The sequence below is a fragment of the Paenibacillus sp. FSL H8-0317 genome, assembly GCF_045040685.1.
GTDB lineage: Bacteria > Bacillota > Bacilli > Paenibacillales > Paenibacillaceae > Paenibacillus.
In genome coordinates, this window is the sequence record NZ_CP150294.1 from 4,751,644 (window position 1) to 4,768,697 (window position 17,054).

The 17,054-nt window shown below is 46.3% G+C and carries 13 protein-coding genes; all 13 read right to left on the reverse strand.

The genetic code is table 11. From position 1 onward, the window contains the following. Positions 1-111: 111 nt before the first annotated feature. On the reverse strand, positions 112-825 hold the full coding sequence (locus tag MHB43_RS21305; protein ID WP_127551282.1) for a cytochrome c biogenesis CcdA family protein: 714 nt from the start codon (positions 823-825) through the stop codon (positions 112-114). A 49-nt stretch (positions 826-874) separates the two neighbouring features. Continuing rightward, positions 875-1,678: a metal ABC transporter permease gene (locus MHB43_RS21310; protein ID WP_017687569.1), complete on the reverse strand. Its 804-nt coding sequence runs from the start codon at positions 1,676-1,678 to the stop codon at positions 875-877. Between the two features lie 52 nt (positions 1,679-1,730). Then, the gene (locus MHB43_RS21315) at positions 1,731-2,489 is read right to left on the reverse strand and encodes a metal ABC transporter ATP-binding protein (protein WP_036614907.1); all 759 of its coding nucleotides are present in this window, start codon (positions 2,487-2,489) and stop codon (positions 1,731-1,733) included. A gap of 99 nt (positions 2,490-2,588) precedes the next feature. Beyond that, entirely contained in the window at positions 2,589-3,647 is a 1,059-nt protein-coding gene (locus MHB43_RS21320) for a metal ABC transporter substrate-binding protein (RefSeq protein ID WP_405117928.1), read from the reverse strand. Between the two features lie 244 nt (positions 3,648-3,891). Continuing rightward, the gene (metG, locus tag MHB43_RS21325) at positions 3,892-5,916 is read right to left on the reverse strand and encodes a methionine--tRNA ligase (RefSeq protein ID WP_405117929.1); all 2,025 of its coding nucleotides are present in this window, start codon (positions 5,914-5,916) and stop codon (positions 3,892-3,894) included. Between the two features lie 638 nt (positions 5,917-6,554). Continuing rightward, a complete protein-coding gene (gene yidD, locus MHB43_RS21330) occupies positions 6,555-6,806 on the reverse strand; it encodes a membrane protein insertion efficiency factor YidD (protein ID WP_017687565.1) in 252 nt (83 codons plus the stop codon). A 2-nt stretch (positions 6,807-6,808) separates the two neighbouring features. Next, entirely contained in the window at positions 6,809-7,273 is a 465-nt protein-coding gene (locus MHB43_RS21335) for a Fur family transcriptional regulator (protein WP_237174535.1), read from the reverse strand. 338 nt (positions 7,274-7,611) lie between these two features. After that, on the reverse strand, positions 7,612-9,864 hold the full coding sequence (locus MHB43_RS21340) for a stalk domain-containing protein (RefSeq protein WP_405117930.1): 2,253 nt from the start codon (positions 9,862-9,864) through the stop codon (positions 7,612-7,614). Positions 9,865-10,139: 275 nt separating this feature from the next. Then, a complete protein-coding gene (gene nagZ, locus MHB43_RS21345) occupies positions 10,140-11,786 on the reverse strand; it encodes a beta-N-acetylhexosaminidase (RefSeq protein WP_405117931.1) in 1,647 nt (548 codons plus the stop codon). Between the two features lie 28 nt (positions 11,787-11,814). Next, the gene (locus MHB43_RS21350) at positions 11,815-13,446 is read right to left on the reverse strand and encodes a response regulator (RefSeq protein WP_405117932.1); all 1,632 of its coding nucleotides are present in this window, start codon (positions 13,444-13,446) and stop codon (positions 11,815-11,817) included. Next, complete coding sequence (locus MHB43_RS21355) at positions 13,443-15,278, reverse strand: sensor histidine kinase (RefSeq protein ID WP_405117933.1); 1,836 nt, start codon at positions 15,276-15,278, stop codon at positions 13,443-13,445. Before MHB43_RS21355 ends, MHB43_RS21350 begins: the two co-directional genes overlap by 4 nt. 32 nt (positions 15,279-15,310) lie before the next feature. After that, positions 15,311-16,141, reverse strand: a complete 831-nt coding sequence (locus tag MHB43_RS21360) for a carbohydrate ABC transporter permease (protein WP_036674968.1) — start codon at positions 16,139-16,141, stop codon at positions 15,311-15,313. Further along, positions 16,141-17,025: a carbohydrate ABC transporter permease gene (locus MHB43_RS21365; RefSeq protein WP_076250991.1), complete on the reverse strand. Its 885-nt coding sequence runs from the start codon at positions 17,023-17,025 to the stop codon at positions 16,141-16,143. Before MHB43_RS21365 ends, MHB43_RS21360 begins: the two co-directional genes overlap by 1 nt. Positions 17,026-17,054: the final 29 nt, after the last annotated feature.

Here is a 17,054-nt window from a genome sequence, read left to right on the forward strand (position 1 = left end):
AAAAACATTCCTAACAAACGATTAAAAAGCAGGTTACATGACCCAGATTGACTCTGGTAACATGTAGCCTGCTTTGTCGTGCATTTTTAAATTCAAATTCAGTTCATCCGTTTAAATGATCATCCAGTCTGGTGTAATCTGCTGCAACCAGATCGTAATCTTCGTCATCTGATCTGTAAAAAGCAATATGCCAAGAAACAACATTAATGCTCCCCCGACTTTCATCATGACATTGGAATACCGTAAGATCCAGCGTGTCGAACCGATGAAAAAGGCCAAAATGAAAAACGGTATGGCAAACCCTGCCGTATAACCTGTAATCAACGCCAGCCAGGTTGTGGGCTCACTTGCAGCCATAGCAATGATTGTTGCCAGAATGGGACCAATACACGGCGACCAGCCTGCTGAGAAACCGATGCCAAATATAAAAGAGCCCAGATAGCCTGCTGGTTTCCATTTCATATCCAGCTTGCGTTCCTTCATCAGAAACTGTGGCTTGAACACACCAAGCAAAAATAATCCCATAAGCATAATTAAAATCGCAGACAATTGCCGAATCAGTTCTCGGTTATCATTGAAAAATTGGCCAAACAGTCCAGCACCCAGGCCAAGCGAATAAAATACAGCCGAGAAGCCTAAAATAAACGCCAGCGTGTGCGTCATCGTCTTAAAACGGACTTCTCGCTGATTGCGGTCATCCTTCAATTGTTGCACCGTCATACCTGTAATGTAGGAGAGGTATGATGGGTACAACGGAAGACAACATGGTGATATAAATGAGACCAAACCTGCTACAAAAGCCATCCATACATTAACATCAGGCATGAAGCGGATGTCTCCCTTCCCCGGGCTCTCGTGCTTGTTCGTTTAGCCGTCAGGCTCGGAACCCTTTTTTTCCAATCATCGTCAGAATCAGCATCATGATCAGCAATAATACAATCGTTGCTCCAGGTGCGAGGTTCCAGATACCTGCTACAACCAGTCCAAGGACTACGGCAATTTCGCCAATCACCACGGACAAAATAATGGCGGATTTGAAACTTCGGGCCATCAACAGGCTGACTGCTACCGGAATCGTCAATAGTGCTGACACCAGAAGCGCACCGACAATCTTGATCGCCGTGCTTATGACAAGTGCTGTCATCACAGTGATTAACATGTTCAGAATTCTCACAGGCAACCCTGTAACCGCTGCTGCATCTTCCTCAAAACTGAGCAGGAAAAATTCCTTATGTAACAATGCCACTACAATCACCACGATCAGCGTAACCACACCTACAAGCTTCAGATCCGTAGCGTCTAATGTATATATACTGCCGAACAAATAACTCATGACATCTGCATTATATCCTTTGCCCAGCGTGAAGAACAAGGAAGCAAGAGCCACACCACCGGACATGATAATGGCAATCGATAATTCGGCGTAACTCTTGTACGCTTTGCGCAATTTCTCTATCGCAAATGAAGCAAGCACCGCAAATATCAAGCCCACTGCAATGGGATACACTTCAATCAGGAATCCAAGTGCAACACCGGCAATGGTCACATGAGACAAGGTGTCTCCGATCATGGATAACCGCCGCAAGACCAGGAACAGTCCGATTAACGGAGCGGTGATGCCAATTAACAACCCACCCGCCAGGGCACGCTGAAAAAAATCACTCATTAATATTTCCAAAACAAACACGACTCCTTCGGCCTTACTCTAATCTAATGGGCCATAAATACGGCTAGCGAACCTGTGCAGTGGTATGTTGCAGATTGGTCTCAGCACAATCCTGTACCTCATGCGAATGACGGACATGGAAATTAATTTTGCCATTCGTTACCACAGCTTCAGAACCCAGATAACTCTCCATCCGATCCATATCATGAGACACCATTAGAAAAGTCATTCGGTGATGTTCATGCATATGCGTAATCAGTTCAAAGAAACTGGCCTGTGATTCAGCATCAATACCTACGGTAGGTTCATCCAGAATCAACAGATCAGGGTGATTGATAAGCGCTCGTGCCAAAAATACACGCTGTTGCTGTCCGCCGGACAATTGACCAATACGTTTGTTCGCCAGATCCTCGATCCGCATGACCTGCATCGCATCCGTGCACTGTTGCTGACATTTGCGAGACATACGACGGAACATGTTTTTGTTATTATACAAGCCTGACATGACCACTTCACGAACGGTCGCAGGAAACAACGGGTTAAATGCATTCTTTTGAGGCACATACCCGATTCGGTCCCAGTCCTTGAACCTGCGGATCGACTGTCCGAATAGTTTGATATCTCCCTGCGCAGGAGGAAGAAGTCCTACCAGCATGCGCAGCAATGTCGTTTTACCCGCCCCATTGGAACCGATAATCCCGACAAAGTCCCGTTCCTGGGCCATAAAATCGAGATTCTCAATCACTCGCTGGTCCCCGTAGGAAAATGATAGTTTCTCGATCTCTATAATTGGATCATGACATAGTGGCATGATTTGCTGCATGGCAAAGCCGCCCTTCATTATATATAAGAATCCCATAGCGTTCTAAGAGCCTTCACCGTGAACGGTAAAGACTCTTCGATCTGAATTCTTCATTATATCTTATTTTAATGCGATCAGCAGATTTTGCAAATTTTTCTCCATGAGGGTGAAATAATCATCCCCGTTTGTTGCCTGCTCCTTGGTCAATCCCTCAACCGGATTAAGGACCATGGTCTCCACTCCTGCTTCACTTGCCAGTGTTTTCGCCAATTTGTCAGATACCAGCTCTTCGAAGAAAATGTATTTAATGCCTTCATCTTTAACGAGTTTCGCAAGCTTCACAATATCCTGTCCTGTCGGTTCAGCATCCGGGGATAGTCCCATAATGGCATGCTGGGTTAATCCATAATCACGTGCAAGGTAGCCAAACGCTTGGTGCGAGACAACAATTTCGTTGTTTGGTACGTTAGCCAATTCATCTGTAAAACGCTGATCCAGCGTCTCAAGCTTGGTACGAAGCTCTTCATAACGTTGTTCGTAACCTGCTTTGTGATCAGGATCTGCCTCGACCAGACTATTTTTGATGTTTTCAGCCATGATAATGGCTGATTTCGGACTAACCCACGTATGTGGATCAATATGATGATCAGCGACATCTTCACTTGCAGCCTCATCAGTATGTTCATCTGCATGCTCGTCTTCGTGCTTTTCGCCGTGACCGTGCCCATCATCACCCTCAGCGGTTAACAGCTTAACCCCTTCACTGACGGCAACAGACTTCACCTGTGTATCGCTATTCAACGACTTCAGGAAATTCGGCACCCATCCTTCCAGTCCAGCTCCATTATAGAAAAACAGCTGTGCCTTGGACGTATTAACGATATCCTGACTCTTCGGAGTCCAGTCATGTGGCTCTACTCCCGTTGGCAGCAGGTTAATGACATTGGCATCCTCACCACCAATTGCAGTCGTAAAAGCATATACAGGATAAAATGTCGTCACAACGTTTACCTTGCCTTCCACAATCTTCGCACTATTGGAACTATCCTGCCCACACGCTGACAATACCAGCAAAATGAGAATAAGCAAACCCGTCCACATTAACTTCATGTTGCCTCTTTTGCTCGTCTTCCCTGTCCGGTTATCCTGAACTTGATGTTGCTCTTTATAAAATGTCATTATGATTCACTCCGCATCTCTTAATCGTAAACATTACTGAAAGAATTATAGGTAACCTGAACCTACTTGTCAAGCTATCCCGTCCTATTCATTCTTTCCTGAAGTACGGAGTTCATAACAGTATATGCTTGTTCTCTTCCCTTAAGATGCGATTTATATCAACAAAAAAAAGGGGCCCGAATTACATCGGGCCACCTTGAGTCATAGTTACGACAGAACTTGAATCAATTTCATAACTCAATTCTTATTTCACTTGTGCCCCATTAGGCATGTTGTCCGGCACTGTAGCCAGTGTTAGTTGGTCGCCATGGGATGCTGCAAGGATCATACCCTGAGACAGTTCACCACGAAGTTTCACGGGTTTGAGGTTGGTCACACAGATGACTTTGCGTCCAATCATCTCTTCTGGCGAATAGAACTTCGCGATTCCCGATACGACTTGGCGCTGCTCATAACCCAGATCGAGCTGCAATTTCAGCAACTTATCCGCTTTTTTGACCGGTTCGCAGGCAATGACTTGCGCGACACGCAGTTCTACTTTAGCAAAATCGTCAATACCGATCTCTTCGGTACCTTCAGGTGCGGTTACCGGTTCAACAGATGCTGAAGCTCCAGCATCTGCTTGACTTGCTTCAGGCTGTACTGCTTTTTGGCCACCAGTCATCGCTTCGGAGATATAAGCAATCTCCTGTTCGGAATCCAAACGCGGGAAGATTGGATCACCTTTTTGCAATGCGTTTCCAGTTGGAACCAGACCCCATTGTTTGGCTGTATCCCAAGCCGTAAGTTCACCTTCCTGAATGCCGAGCTGTGCCCAAATTTTATGAGGAGCACGTGTCAGGAACGGTTGCAACAGAATCGAAGCAATTCGCAAGCTTTCGATCAGGTGAGCCATAACGGATGCCAATTCATCACGTTTTGCTTCATCACGAGCCAGCGCCCATGGCTGCGTCTCATCAATATATTTGTTGGTGCGGCTGACAAACTGGCTGATCGCTGTCAGTGCTACGGAAAACTGCAGGTTTTCCATCGCCTGTTCCACTTTTTCCACTGTAGCATGGCCTGCTTCTTCCAGCGAAGCATCAAATTCCGTTACATTCGATGCAAACGCCGGGGCTTTGCCTTCAAAATATTTGTCTACCATCGCAACTGTACGGTTCAACAGGTTACCCAGATCGTTCGCGAGGTCGGAGTTAACACGCTCTACGAAGCTCTCTGGTGTAAACGTACCATCGGAACCAAACGGCACTTCACGCAGCAGGTAATAACGCAGTGCATCGAGACCGTAACGGTCAATCAGAGTCACTGGATCAACGACATTACCTTTTGATTTGGACATTTTGCCATCCTTCATCAACAACCAGCCGTGCGCAAACACTTTCTTCGGCAAAGGCAAGTCCAGCGCCATCAACATAATTGGCCAGTAGATCGTATGGAAACGAACAATTTCTTTCCCTACCAGATGAACATCCGCAGGCCAGAACTTGTTATACAGGGATGCATCGGATGAACCATAGCCCAGTGCTGTAATATAGTTGGACAACGCATCAATCCACACGTAGACCACGTGTTTTGGATCGCCTTTAACTTTAACGCCCCATTCAAATGTAGTCCGCGATACGGCCAAATCTTCAAGACCTGGCTTGATGAAATTGTTGATCATCTCGTTCTTACGGGATTCCGGCTGAATAAAGCCCGGGTTCTCTTCATAATATTTCAACAAACGATCTGCATATTTGCTCATACGGAAGAAGTAGGATTCTTCTTTGACCAATTCAACCGGGTGCCCACTATCCGGGCTCTTGGCCGAGATAATCTCACCCTTCTCATTCTTCTCTACATCCACCAGTTGAGTCTCCGTGTAATACGTCTCATCCGGAATGCTGTACCAGCCTTCGTACTCACCTTTGTAGATATCTCCCTGTTTCAGCAAACGGTCAAAGATATCCTGGACGACGGTTTTGTGACGCTCTTCGGTTGTACGGATAAAGTCGTCATTGGAAATGTCCAACTTGTTCCACAGTTCCTTGATCCCCACAACGATATCGTCGATAAAAGCTTGCGGTGTCTGTCCTTTCTCTTGTGCCTTGCGCTCAATCTTCTGACCATGTTCATCGGTTCCTGTCAGATAATGAGCATCGTAACCGCGTAGACGCTTGTAACGAACCATCGCATCTCCCGCCACCGTTGTATACGCATGCCCAATATGCAATTTGTCACTCGGATAATAAATCGGGGTTGTCAGATAAAATGTTTTTTGGTCAGCCATGAATGACTTCTCCTCCTTCTAATGTTCCTGCTTCATGTGATCCCTTCGTCCAAAACAACTAAAAAAGAACACAAAAAACTCCCGCCCCTATGGGACGAGAGTTGCTCTCACGTGTTACCACCCAAATTCCCCATGTTTTTCACAAAACACAGGCTCTGTCGGTCCTTCGACCGCCCATTAACGCTGGATCACGCCTCAGCCTTACGACAGCAGCTCTGAAATCACTGTCTGCACGCTCGAAAGAGGTTCCTCCGGGACCATGTTCCATCCTCCTCCCAGACCGGTTCTCAGCTCATCCGGCTCTCTGCACTGGGGGTGTGTCTGTACTTATCCCTTCACTGGAAAATCATATAGAAGTTGTTCAAAAAGTCCACTTTTGATTACGAATCATGCCTACCGGCATCATCAGCATCGAAGTTGAAATTCAGCCGAAATGTCCGTTGCTCACGTAGGTTTCCTACGCTCCGCTACTCCATTTCTAACTTCATCCCATCTTCTCGGTACTGAAAACTAGACTTTTTGAACTCGCATATATAGGAAAAATATACTGAAATGCGGACCCCTTTGTCAAGTGGACAGCATCCTCAAGTTCAATCCTGGCCTGCTTCCAGGCCACCGGAACACTTCAAGTTACATCGTTACTCCGATACCATCATGGATTTCTCCGCCTTTGGTGGCACCAGATCCACTCCACCTGGATGAAACGGGTGACATTTGGCAATACGTTTCGCTGTTAACAACGAGCCCTTGAGCGCACCGTGCACTTCAATCGCCTCCATGGCGTAAGCCGAACAGCTCGGATAGAACCGACATGTTGGCGGTGTTAATGGAGAGATATAGTTGCGGTACACCCGAATGGGTGCCTGAGCAATTCTGCGCGATAACTTCATGGTCAGTGCTTCCCATGAGCGTGTTGATGTCCCGATGCAGCTTTGGCCGGGGCATGCTCAGCACAGTCCTTGCAATATCCAAATACCTCAAACTTGTGGTCCACAACCTGAAATTGCTCAGGCGCATCCGCAAGCTGCATCGGGCAAAAAATAATTGGATATGTCTTCTGACAATTCAGACAGATCATATGATGGTGATGATGATCTTCACTACAGTGTGCTTTGAATTTAACGCCATCTTCGAAGATGACCTGTTCCAGTACACCCAGTTCCTGCATCACCCGCAAATTACGATATACTGTGTCAAAACTCAGTCCGCTGTAAGTCTTACCCATATATTCATAGACGTCCTTGGGTGTAAGATACCCGGGGGACTCGGCAAATAACCGGGCCAGTGTTTTCCGCTGATCGGTAATGCGAAGCCCCTGTGAGGACATGGTCGAAATAATCTGTTCTGTCGACAGCATGATCTTAAGCACCTCCTGTCATACGAGCATTTTGCATCATTCATAGAGCGACAGTTTATTCGGCGAAAGGGAAAACTTTCGCTTTCTTGTATACCTCTAATAATGCATCAAATTACGATTAGAGTCAACGAAGACAACGGGTTAGGTCATTCCAACATCACATAAAAAGGACTCCATGCACATGCATTGCCATTAGTCTAGCTTGAGCTAATGGCATTACATTTTGATGGAGTCCCTTCCTGACGGTTCAGATGATCAATCGTTCGGGCGACTTTTGGGGTGAACGGGTATATATGATATAAGCTTTCACTCCAAACCGTCCGTGCATGTTCATGTTATTACTTTTCAGCCGGAAGCGGCGTGAACAGCAGGTTAACAGGCAAGTTACTTCCTGGTGCCGCAGAGAAGAGAATAGTTACACTCTCGCCGTACGAACCTGTGCGATACATAACGCTTTGCTCATTAGGCGCAGTTACAGATTTACCTGTGGAAATCTGAACAACCTGTCCGTTCACGAGTGCAACACCTGAGTATCTGCCTCCACGAGGGTTGAATGAAATCAACGTGCGCGGAGCAACATTATTCAATGTAATTTTGTACAATACACCGAAGTTACCTGCGTTGGAAGCTTCTGTGAAAGCCATAGGGTCCGTTCCCACAAGGTTTGGATCACTTGCATTGTCTCCAAGTGGAAGACGTGCAGGCTTCGATCCTATTTCCTGATCATACGTAATGATCCGTGTTGCATTCGGGTACGTTCCGCGGTTGTGAACACCATCACGATCCAGAACCGGCAGGCTCGACAACACTTCCATCGGGTCCTTGTTTTCTTCGATCATGATAATGTTGTAATCCAGTTCATAATCACTGAATACATCGGAATACAAGGAAATGACTTGTCCCTGTTTCATCGGAAGAACGCTCAGATCATTGAGAATCAGCTTGCTTTCTCCTGGCTGGATGTACACTTTCTTTTGTCCGGTACCATTCTGCATGGATTGGAACCAACGGTCAATCGACAGCTTTCCAGCTACCGTTGCAAAAGGAGACGGTCCTGCAAAACCCATGTTTTGCTGGTCAATGGATGCCGTGTATGCATTGTTGTTTGTCGCTACAACATACATTTTCACGTTTTTGCCCGTGTTGTTCACATGGTGAATCATGAAGCGTGTCTGTCCGAAGGAAGATTCCTTGTACACAATGCCTTCCGTATTCACGGTTTCCGGGCTGTTACTGCGGATCAGCAGACTTGGTTCATCATAATACGTGAAAGGAACTTTCTCCAATGCCGGTACTCCACCACCATCAAAAGTGAACTTCTCACCGACTGGTGTGAACAATTGATTGAAGTCAGTCACACTATAAAGTGTTTCTCCCGTAATATTGATCATCTTGGTATAGCTATCGCTAGCACCATGTTTATCGGTAACTGTAATCGTTACGGTCTTCGGTCCTGGAACAAAGAATGCAAGTGCATTGTTATCCCATTCGGTTTTAACAATTGCATTCTCATCATCTGTGCTTTGATCAATATAAGTGATTTTCTCACCCATTTTGTATTCTTCTTTATCTGTCGTAAACATCGCGACAGGAGGCAGATTTGGTCTTTCAACCTTAATCGTAACCGAATACGGATCGCTCCATTGACCACTCGAATCCTGGACCGCATAGGTTACTGTGTATACACCTGGTTGGTCGAATGAATCCTGACGGCCTGTCCAACGCTCATCTACAATGCTGAGTCCCTTGGGAGAGCTGGATCTGGTTGTGTAGGTTACCTGATCTCCGGCAAAGACCTCTTTTTGTACCGTGAAGCTTGCCACCGGTTTGGTACTCAAATTCAATACAACCGTTTTGGCAGATTGATTTACTTTATACGTAATGTCCAGAGCCTGTGTAATTGAAGTCAACGGCACCATGAACGTATTTTTTTGTTGATAAGCCGCGCCCTTCATCGTTCTGGACACACCATTAACGGTATATATCTTGCTGTTTGTTTTGAAACGCAGCTCATCTTCACCACTAATAATGATCGTTTCTTTGGTTGTGTTATCATATTTTACATCATAGCCAACCCGATCAACGAGAGCACGGATCGCTACATAGGATACACCATTTTTAACAGCCATTGGCTGTCCAGCAAGATATGTTTTGCCATCTTGCATCATTTTATTACTGTTCATATAAAGAGTGAGGTCTCCACCCCCGCCTCCAGCAACAGATGAACCGCCTGTAGATGGTTGCTCCACTTCTACTGGTGCAGGTGCTGGTGTTTCCTCAGCTGTACCTTCTTCGTCCGTAGGTTCAATTACCGGCTCAACAGGAGTCGCGTCTGTTCCTGTAGGAACATCTGTCTCAGGGTTCACTTCTTCAGTTGTTTCATTATTTGATGTTGGCGTGTTTGTTCCGGATTTCACTTCGGATTCCGCGATGGTTTGTTCTTTCTTCACAACCTCCACGGATTTAACTTTGGCTGTATTCACTGATGTAGTATCGCTCTGATCTGCTGATTGTGCATTGGCAGGAATCACTGCAAACGCCTGAAACACAGCAAAAGCGGTAAGTATGGACAATTTCTTCTTCAAATTCATTCTTTGTCTTTGGCTCCTTCTGCTCCCATTTTATAAATATCCCCCTCAAAAAGTCATATTATTAGACGCTTGGAACCGGGAAAAGTTGCTAAAAAGTTAAGAGGAGAATTGTAAACTTTTAATAGAAGGAAAATACTATGAAAATAGTTATCTATCAATTATCTTTTTGGCATTCATATCCCAAAATTAACCAATATAAAATTTCAACAAAAAAATCTCTCCGGGAGATGGTCAATCAGCACCATATCGCAGAGAGATGTAAGGATTGAATAGGCCTAGCGCAAACGGACAGGCAGACTTCCTGTTGGCTGCAGTCCTCCGGTTAACACATGGGACAGGGCCCGAACAACTGCAGGTGTATTTTCATACGTACACACATAACTTCCCGGCCTCGAAATCTCCAGCAGATCATATGGATTGCGTAGAGCAATTACAATCAGGGAATGATTCTTACTAAGCTTTTCAACCAAATACTGTTGCCCTTTCGGAAGTTGACCTGCCGATGTGTACGTACATACGATAACTTGTTCACGATCCGACACATCCTTCCATATGCGATCTACTTCCTCATATGAAGGCTGAGTCGTTATTTTACGCTCACGAATTTTGCCTCGCAGCTGCGATAGCGCCATACCCAACGATTCTGTATGGGACCATGGTTCATCCACCTCTGTCCGTTGCACAACCTCAGGCCAGATGACATATACGTCCTTCTCTGGGATCAACGGCAGCAGCCCATCATTATGAACGATGGTGATACTGCTTGAAGCAATCTTGAACAACGTCAATTCGTTGGGCTCACTGGGCTCAGTGGGTTTAGTGGATTTAGTGCAATCAACAGGTTCGACATCGGTTGCTTCGACCGTTTCACTCGCTTTCGGCGAAACCAGATGATCATTCTGCTGCCCGCCGCGCTTTCTTTTCCATGTCATAATGCGTTCAACCGCCTGATGAATAACCTCTTCCGAAATGCGCCCCGTTCGAACTGCTTCCACAATGGCTTCCAGCGCAGCAACCTGATCTTGCAAGGTATGACTCACCAGAATCAGATCTGCTCCTGCTTCCACAGCACGAACGGCAGCTTCAGCTACCCCATATGGCTTGGATATCGCATGCATTTCAAGACAGTCTGTAATAATAATGCCTTCAAACCCCATTTCCTCACGTAATAGGCCCGTTAACACCTTATGTGACAACGTTGCCGGAATGGGCTCGGGCTCAATCGAAGGGAACATCACATGAGCTGTCATAATAGCATCAACTCCGGCCTCAATCGCCTTACGGAACGGTAACAACTCCATCTGTTCCAGCCTGTTTCGATCATGAGGTACCGTAACCATACCAAGATGAGAATCTACGGCGGTATCTCCATGTCCCGGAAAATGTTTGGCAGTAGCAGCTATGCCCTGTGATTGATATCCGGTGATGGCAGCTACGCCATGAGCGGCCACACTTTCAGCATGTTCACCATACGAACGCACACCGATGACCGGGTTAAGCGGGTTGTTATTCACGTCGACCACTGGCGCAAGGTTCATATCAATACCGATACTTTTTAACTCATGACCCAGAATTTGGGCACACTCCAGGGTATATTCCGGATTGCCTGTAGCACCAAGTGCCATATTACCCGGCACTTGGGTCATTCCCTCTTGGTCAATCCGTGCAACCATGCCACCTTCCTGGTCCACCGAAATCATGAGTGGTAGGGCCCCCGCTTCAGCAGCCATATCTTGCAGTTCGGCGGACAGCCGTGTCAATTGATCTATACTTTCGACATTGCGCCGGAAATAAATGACACCCCCGACGTGATAGTCACGGATTAAGCGAGTAATCTGTTCATCTGCGTGCTGACTGTGAAATCCACACATCAACAATTGGCCTACCTTTTGCTCCAATGTCAGATCATTCAAGGGTTTCATTCGACCTCTCCTCCCGTTTCCCTTGCTACTACAAACCCAATTGTTTACTCTGCCTGTACTCGGAGGGTTTCATGTGGAAGTGTTTATGAAACACCTTGGAGAAGTAACGGCGCTCCTTGAAACCTGTTGCTTCCCCAATCGCTGTAATGCTCCATTCGGTTGTAGTCAACAATAAAGCGGCACTTTCCATCCGTTTCTGCGTCATGTATTCCACAAAAGTAACACCCATTTGAGTTTTAAATAGCTGGCAGAAGTAACCCGGGCTGATTCCGAGCCAATCTGAGACTTCATCTATTCCCAAATCCTGTTGCAGCCGTGCGTCCATATACTCACATGCAGACAGGATCAGTTCCGATACGGAAGGACGTGGCTGCGTTTGTTTGCCCTGACAGGCATGGGCAACAACCTCTGCAAGTTCAAGGAGTTCCCTCATGGATCCGGCCCCTTGCAGTGCATTCCAATAATTCACTTCGTGCTCTTCAGCGATGGAATATACCTCACGCAGTTCCCGAAGCATGTGAACAAGCATAAACCGAAGATTGGTTTCATCTATCCTGTTGAAAGATTGTCCTGAATTCCCCATTTGCTGTTTAAGCCGCTCCAATACATCACGTACCCCCTGCTTGTTCCCTTGCCGAATCCACCGAGTAACAAGCTCCAGATCTTCTCTTGTAATCCATGAGTTAGCCCCTTTGGAGGCCGTATGATCATCCGATAAGGTGGTTTCGGGACAACTGGCTTTCAGCACCCTGTCTTCACTCTCCGAATGGGACATCAGTATTTTTTGACAATGCCGGAATCGCTCCAGAATTTGACTTTCCAAGTTCACGGGCACAGCATCCTGAACAACCCTAACCTTCACATTTGAATCCAGGGATAATATCTCATTTAATTCGAGACACAGTTGATGGGCCAGATCCTCTGAGCGACGTTTCCAGTCCCCCGATGCCTCCAGCAGGATGCACCACTCCCCTTTGCGGGTCGAAAGAATCTGACAGTTCCCCCTAATTCTCTCCGCTACTTCCCTAAGTGTGGAACTTACGGTCTCATGCCATCGTTGATGCTGAAGTTCGGACCAGCCGATCGAATGGCGAAAATAACCGACTGCATCCACCAGCAGCAACGTATACGGTGCAGTAGTTGTTATGAATTCAGGAACAGAGGCAGGATAGGCAACCTTCAATGGTGCTTCTCCTCGCAACAGGTCAATCAACTGTTTGTGTCTGATCCAGCTTTCCATCTCTTGGTTGCGATAACGTTGCGATTCGTTTTCCAGACGTCTCTTCTGGATCTGCCCGGCAAGCTCACGCAGTTTATGTTCCAGATTCAAATAATCAATTGGCTTACATATGTATTCATGTACGTTATACTTGATAGCGGTTCGAGCATATTCAAACTGCTGATAACCGGTCAGCAAAATAATCTCACACGTTTCACCCTGCTCTCGCAGTAAACGAATAAGTTCCAATCCATCCATAGACGGCATCCGAATATCACACAAGAGAATGTCTGGATGACTTTCTGTTACTTTCCCCAGCGCTTCTACACCACTTCTCGCTGTACCTGTGATTTCAATCCCCATCTCTTCCCAGGGTAAAATGTAGTTCAGATTCTCCAAAATCGGCAGCTCATCGTCAACCAGCATTGCAGTCAGATTCATCCGGCTTCCTCCTGCTCATATAATGGAATGATACATCGAATAACTGTGCCATACCCCGGTGCTGAACATATAAATATGCCATACCCGGCCCCGTATTGAATACGAATTCGATCTGCCACACTTCGTAATCCCAATCCCCTGCGTTCCGTTATGGACGACAATGATTCCGCCCCTTCCGCGAGCATATCTTCCGGCGGATCTTCTGCCATATACTCAAATCGTGCGAGCATTTCCTGGGGAATACCGATCCCATTATCCTCAACACATAACACCAGATAATCCCGTTCTGCGTATGCGCTTATCCGTAGTACACCTGGATAGGTGATCCCCTCAAACCCGTGTTGAATGCTATTTTCCACTAGAGGCTGGAGGGTAAGCTTGAGCAGGATTGAGCTGTATAGATGGGGTGGAATGTCAATCTCATAGGTGAACAAATCACTGAACCTGTACTGTTGAATCTCCAGATAACTCTGCAAATGCCTGATTTCCTCACCCAGCGGAATCTCCTCCTGATCCTGAATGCTGATACGAAGCATATTGCCTAGTCTGGTCACCATCTCGCTTACTTTGCGGCCCTCCCCACGCAGCGCTAATCCATTAATGGATTCCAATGTGTTAAACAGAAAATGAGGTTTGATCTGGGCCTGTAGTACACGCAGTTCCGCTTGGGCCTTCTGCTCCTGCTCTGCCCGAACACGACGGAATAATCCCCCGATCCGATCCAATAGTTCATTGAACCCTTGCGCAAGCAGCTGCATTTCATCGAATCCTTTTCCTTCCACCCTCGCGTTAAAGTCACCATCATCCACACGACGCATAAACCGTACAAGTACAGCAATGTTACCCGTAATGCGATTCATGAAAAAAAGATTAAAGATCATTGCTGCGAGCAGGCATAACAGAATAATGATGACAGACCAACCGGCAAAGGCATTGGTTTCCGCAGATAAGGCTTCCCATGAAGTCACACTGACGAGACTCCAGTTATAGTTCTTCAGATGATATTGCGAAAGGATGCTCTCCTTGCCGTCAAAGACCGTTCTGACACTGCTAAAGCCAGGACCGTAACTGCCGGATTCAGCACCAAGGTTTTGCATGTTCTCACCGTTGTAAATCCCTGCAGGATCATAAACGATCAGTCCTTCTTCATTAATTAACAGGAATGATGTATCCTGTGCCGAATCGCTGATTTGCAGGTGACGGAAGATCCGGTCGATCTCTCCTTTTTTGATCTGAACAACAAGCACGCCGATATTTTGAAAATAACTGAGTTCTTTGACCAGTCTGATCTGGGTGAAGACAGGCTCTACGCCGGTTAATTCGGGATATTCCAGAGGTGCGAGCCATTTGGGCACACCATTAAGTTGCTGAATTTCGTTGAATAAGGGATGCACTTTGAATTGCTGAAAAGGAAGGGCTTGAAAGTTCTCTTTGGTGAAAATGGAGACAATCTGGTTGTTCTCGGACGAACGCAAATCATATAAAAAGGCATAACTGATGAACGGATAGTTATATAGAAGGGAACGGAAATTGCGCTGGCTGGCATTTAGGGATAACTGATTACCGGTCCCCAGATCCTGCTTGGTCGGATCTTTGGCGTTCAACGCCATTTGAAAAACCGAGGTCGCTATCCCATTATCGGTCACATTGTTAATCTGCTGAAATACATTCTCGATATTGTAGCTGATGGCCTGAAGCGCATATTCGGCCTGTTGATTGTATTTTTTCTCAATCGTATGTGATGTGACCAGAAACATGCCAATGCCCAGCGCACACATCGGTACAATAATCAGCAGCAGAAATGCCAAGGCCAGCTTCATTCGCAAGTTCATATCCCGTTCTCCCTATTCACTGGTTCATGGTATTAACCTTTGACACCACCTGCAGTTACTCCTTCTATAATTTTCTCCTGGAGTATAGCGTAGATCACAAGTACAGGTACAACGCTGTATACAATACCTGCCGACATCTGGGCATAGTTCATCTGATATTGATCCCGAAACTGAACCATGCCCACTGGCAGCGTACGCAATTTATCGGTGGATAAGAAATAGTTGGCGAGTAAAAATTCGTTCCAGTTGCCGAGGAAATTAACGATAAAAACCGTAACAATAGCCGGAACTGTAAGAGGTATCACTATTTTAGCAAAGATACCCGGGGCCCTCAAGCCGTCCATGACCGCCGCTTCCTCAATTTCTCCAGGCAGAGAACGCATAAAAGCCGCCAGGATAATAATGGTAAAAGGGATCGCATTGGCCACATAGGGCACGATCAATGCCAGATGCGTATCCAATATGCCCATTTTGCGAACAAGCAGATAAATTGGCAGCATAAGTGCATTGTTGGGAATAAGCATACCCGCCAGAATCAGACTGTACAGAAACAGACTCCATCTCCGGTGTCTCATCCGGGTTACGGCAAAAGCAAACATGGCACCCAGCACAATCGTACACGCCGATGATAGAACCGAAATGTATAGGCTGTTCCAGAAATACGTGCCAATCTTGGCATTCACCCAAGCCTCCACGTAATTGTTAAACTCCCATGTTGTAGGCAAACCGAATGGATTCAGAGCGATTTCATTGTTATCCTGCTTGAAGGAAGAGAAAATTACAAATAAAAAGGGAAACAGAATCGCGATCAAATACAACATTAACAACACATGAGGTATACTGCTTTTTATGCTTTTCGCCATCAATATTCCACCTTCTCGCTCCGCCTCGCCACTAGCAGTTGATACACCGCAGTGAGCACAAGCGTCAGAGCAAAGATCAGCACTGCAATGGTATTGCCATAACCATATTTGAAGTTGGTAATCGCATATTTGATCATGTATGTTGCCAGAACCTCGGTGGACCCGGCGGGCCCACCTTTGGTCATGACAATCACGATGTCGGCTGCTTTCATGGCACCTGCGATGGACAACATGATCACCACTGAAATGATCGGCCGAATCAGCGGCAACGTAATTCGCATTGCTCGTTGTACCGCCGTTGCCCCATCAATGGCAGCCGCTTCATCCAGATCACGGGGAATCGCCAGTATGGCCGCCAGCACCATGACAATGTAAAACCCCGTCCACTGCCAGGCATTGGTCACCAAGATGGACAACATGGCAAATCGGTTATCCGATAACCAGTAGATTGGATCGATGCCCAGCACATGAAGCATTTTGTTTAATAGTCCGATATTGGGTTCATAGATGAATCCCCATAAGATACCGATAACGGCTGTCGACATGATGGATGGTAAAAAAACAGCTGTTTTATACAGGCCCTTTAGCCTTTTCACATTGGCAATCAGAAGTGAAAATAGGACGATCAGGGGTACCTGAATCAGTACCGAAAATCCGATGAAAAAGCCGTTATTCCTTGTGGAAATCCAAAAACGTTCATCTGTCAGTGCCTTCACATAATTGGATAAACCCACAAAACGTGGCTCAGCCGATACCCCATTCCAACTCGTCAGACTGTAATACAGGGAGCTACCAATAGGGTATAGAAAGAACATCACAAACAGAATTAGGGCTGGCATTACAAACAGCGTATAGATTAACGGGCTGCGGAGTGAAGTATTCATGGTCAGCCTCCTTCAGTCACTTCAACGAT

Bases quoted from the DNA above. Each gene is read 5' to 3' on its own strand.
- nagZ (WP_405117931.1), bottom strand. From the start codon at position 11,786: ATGAAACCCTTGAATGATCTGACATTGGAGCAAAAGGTAGGCCAATTG.
- yidD (WP_017687565.1), bottom strand. From the start codon at position 6,806: ATGAAGTTATCGCGCAGAATTGCTCAGGCACCCATTCGGGTGTACCGC.
- MHB43_RS21360 (WP_036674968.1), bottom strand. From the start codon at position 16,141: ATGGCGAAAAGCATAAAAAGCAGTATACCTCATGTGTTGTTAATGTTG.
- MHB43_RS21365 (WP_076250991.1), bottom strand. From the start codon at position 17,025: ATGAATACTTCACTCCGCAGCCCGTTAATCTATACGCTGTTTGTAATG.
- MHB43_RS21340 (WP_405117930.1), bottom strand. From the start codon at position 9,864: ATGAATTTGAAGAAGAAATTGTCCATACTTACCGCTTTTGCTGTGTTT.
- MHB43_RS21320 (WP_405117928.1), bottom strand. From the start codon at position 3,647: ATGACATTTTATAAAGAGCAACATCAAGTTCAGGATAACCGGACAGGG.
- metG (WP_405117929.1), bottom strand. From the start codon at position 5,916: ATGGCTGACCAAAAAACATTTTATCTGACAACCCCGATTTATTATCCG.
- MHB43_RS21315 (WP_036614907.1), bottom strand. From the start codon at position 2,489: ATGCAGCAAATCATGCCACTATGTCATGATCCAATTATAGAGATCGAG.
- MHB43_RS21305 (WP_127551282.1), bottom strand. From the start codon at position 825: ATGCCTGATGTTAATGTATGGATGGCTTTTGTAGCAGGTTTGGTCTCA.
- MHB43_RS21355 (WP_405117933.1), bottom strand. From the start codon at position 15,278: ATGAACTTGCGAATGAAGCTGGCCTTGGCATTTCTGCTGCTGATTATT.
- MHB43_RS21350 (WP_405117932.1), bottom strand. From the start codon at position 13,446: ATGAATCTGACTGCAATGCTGGTTGACGATGAGCTGCCGATTTTGGAG.
- MHB43_RS21335 (WP_237174535.1), bottom strand. From the start codon at position 7,273: ATGCTGTCGACAGAACAGATTATTTCGACCATGTCCTCACAGGGGCTT.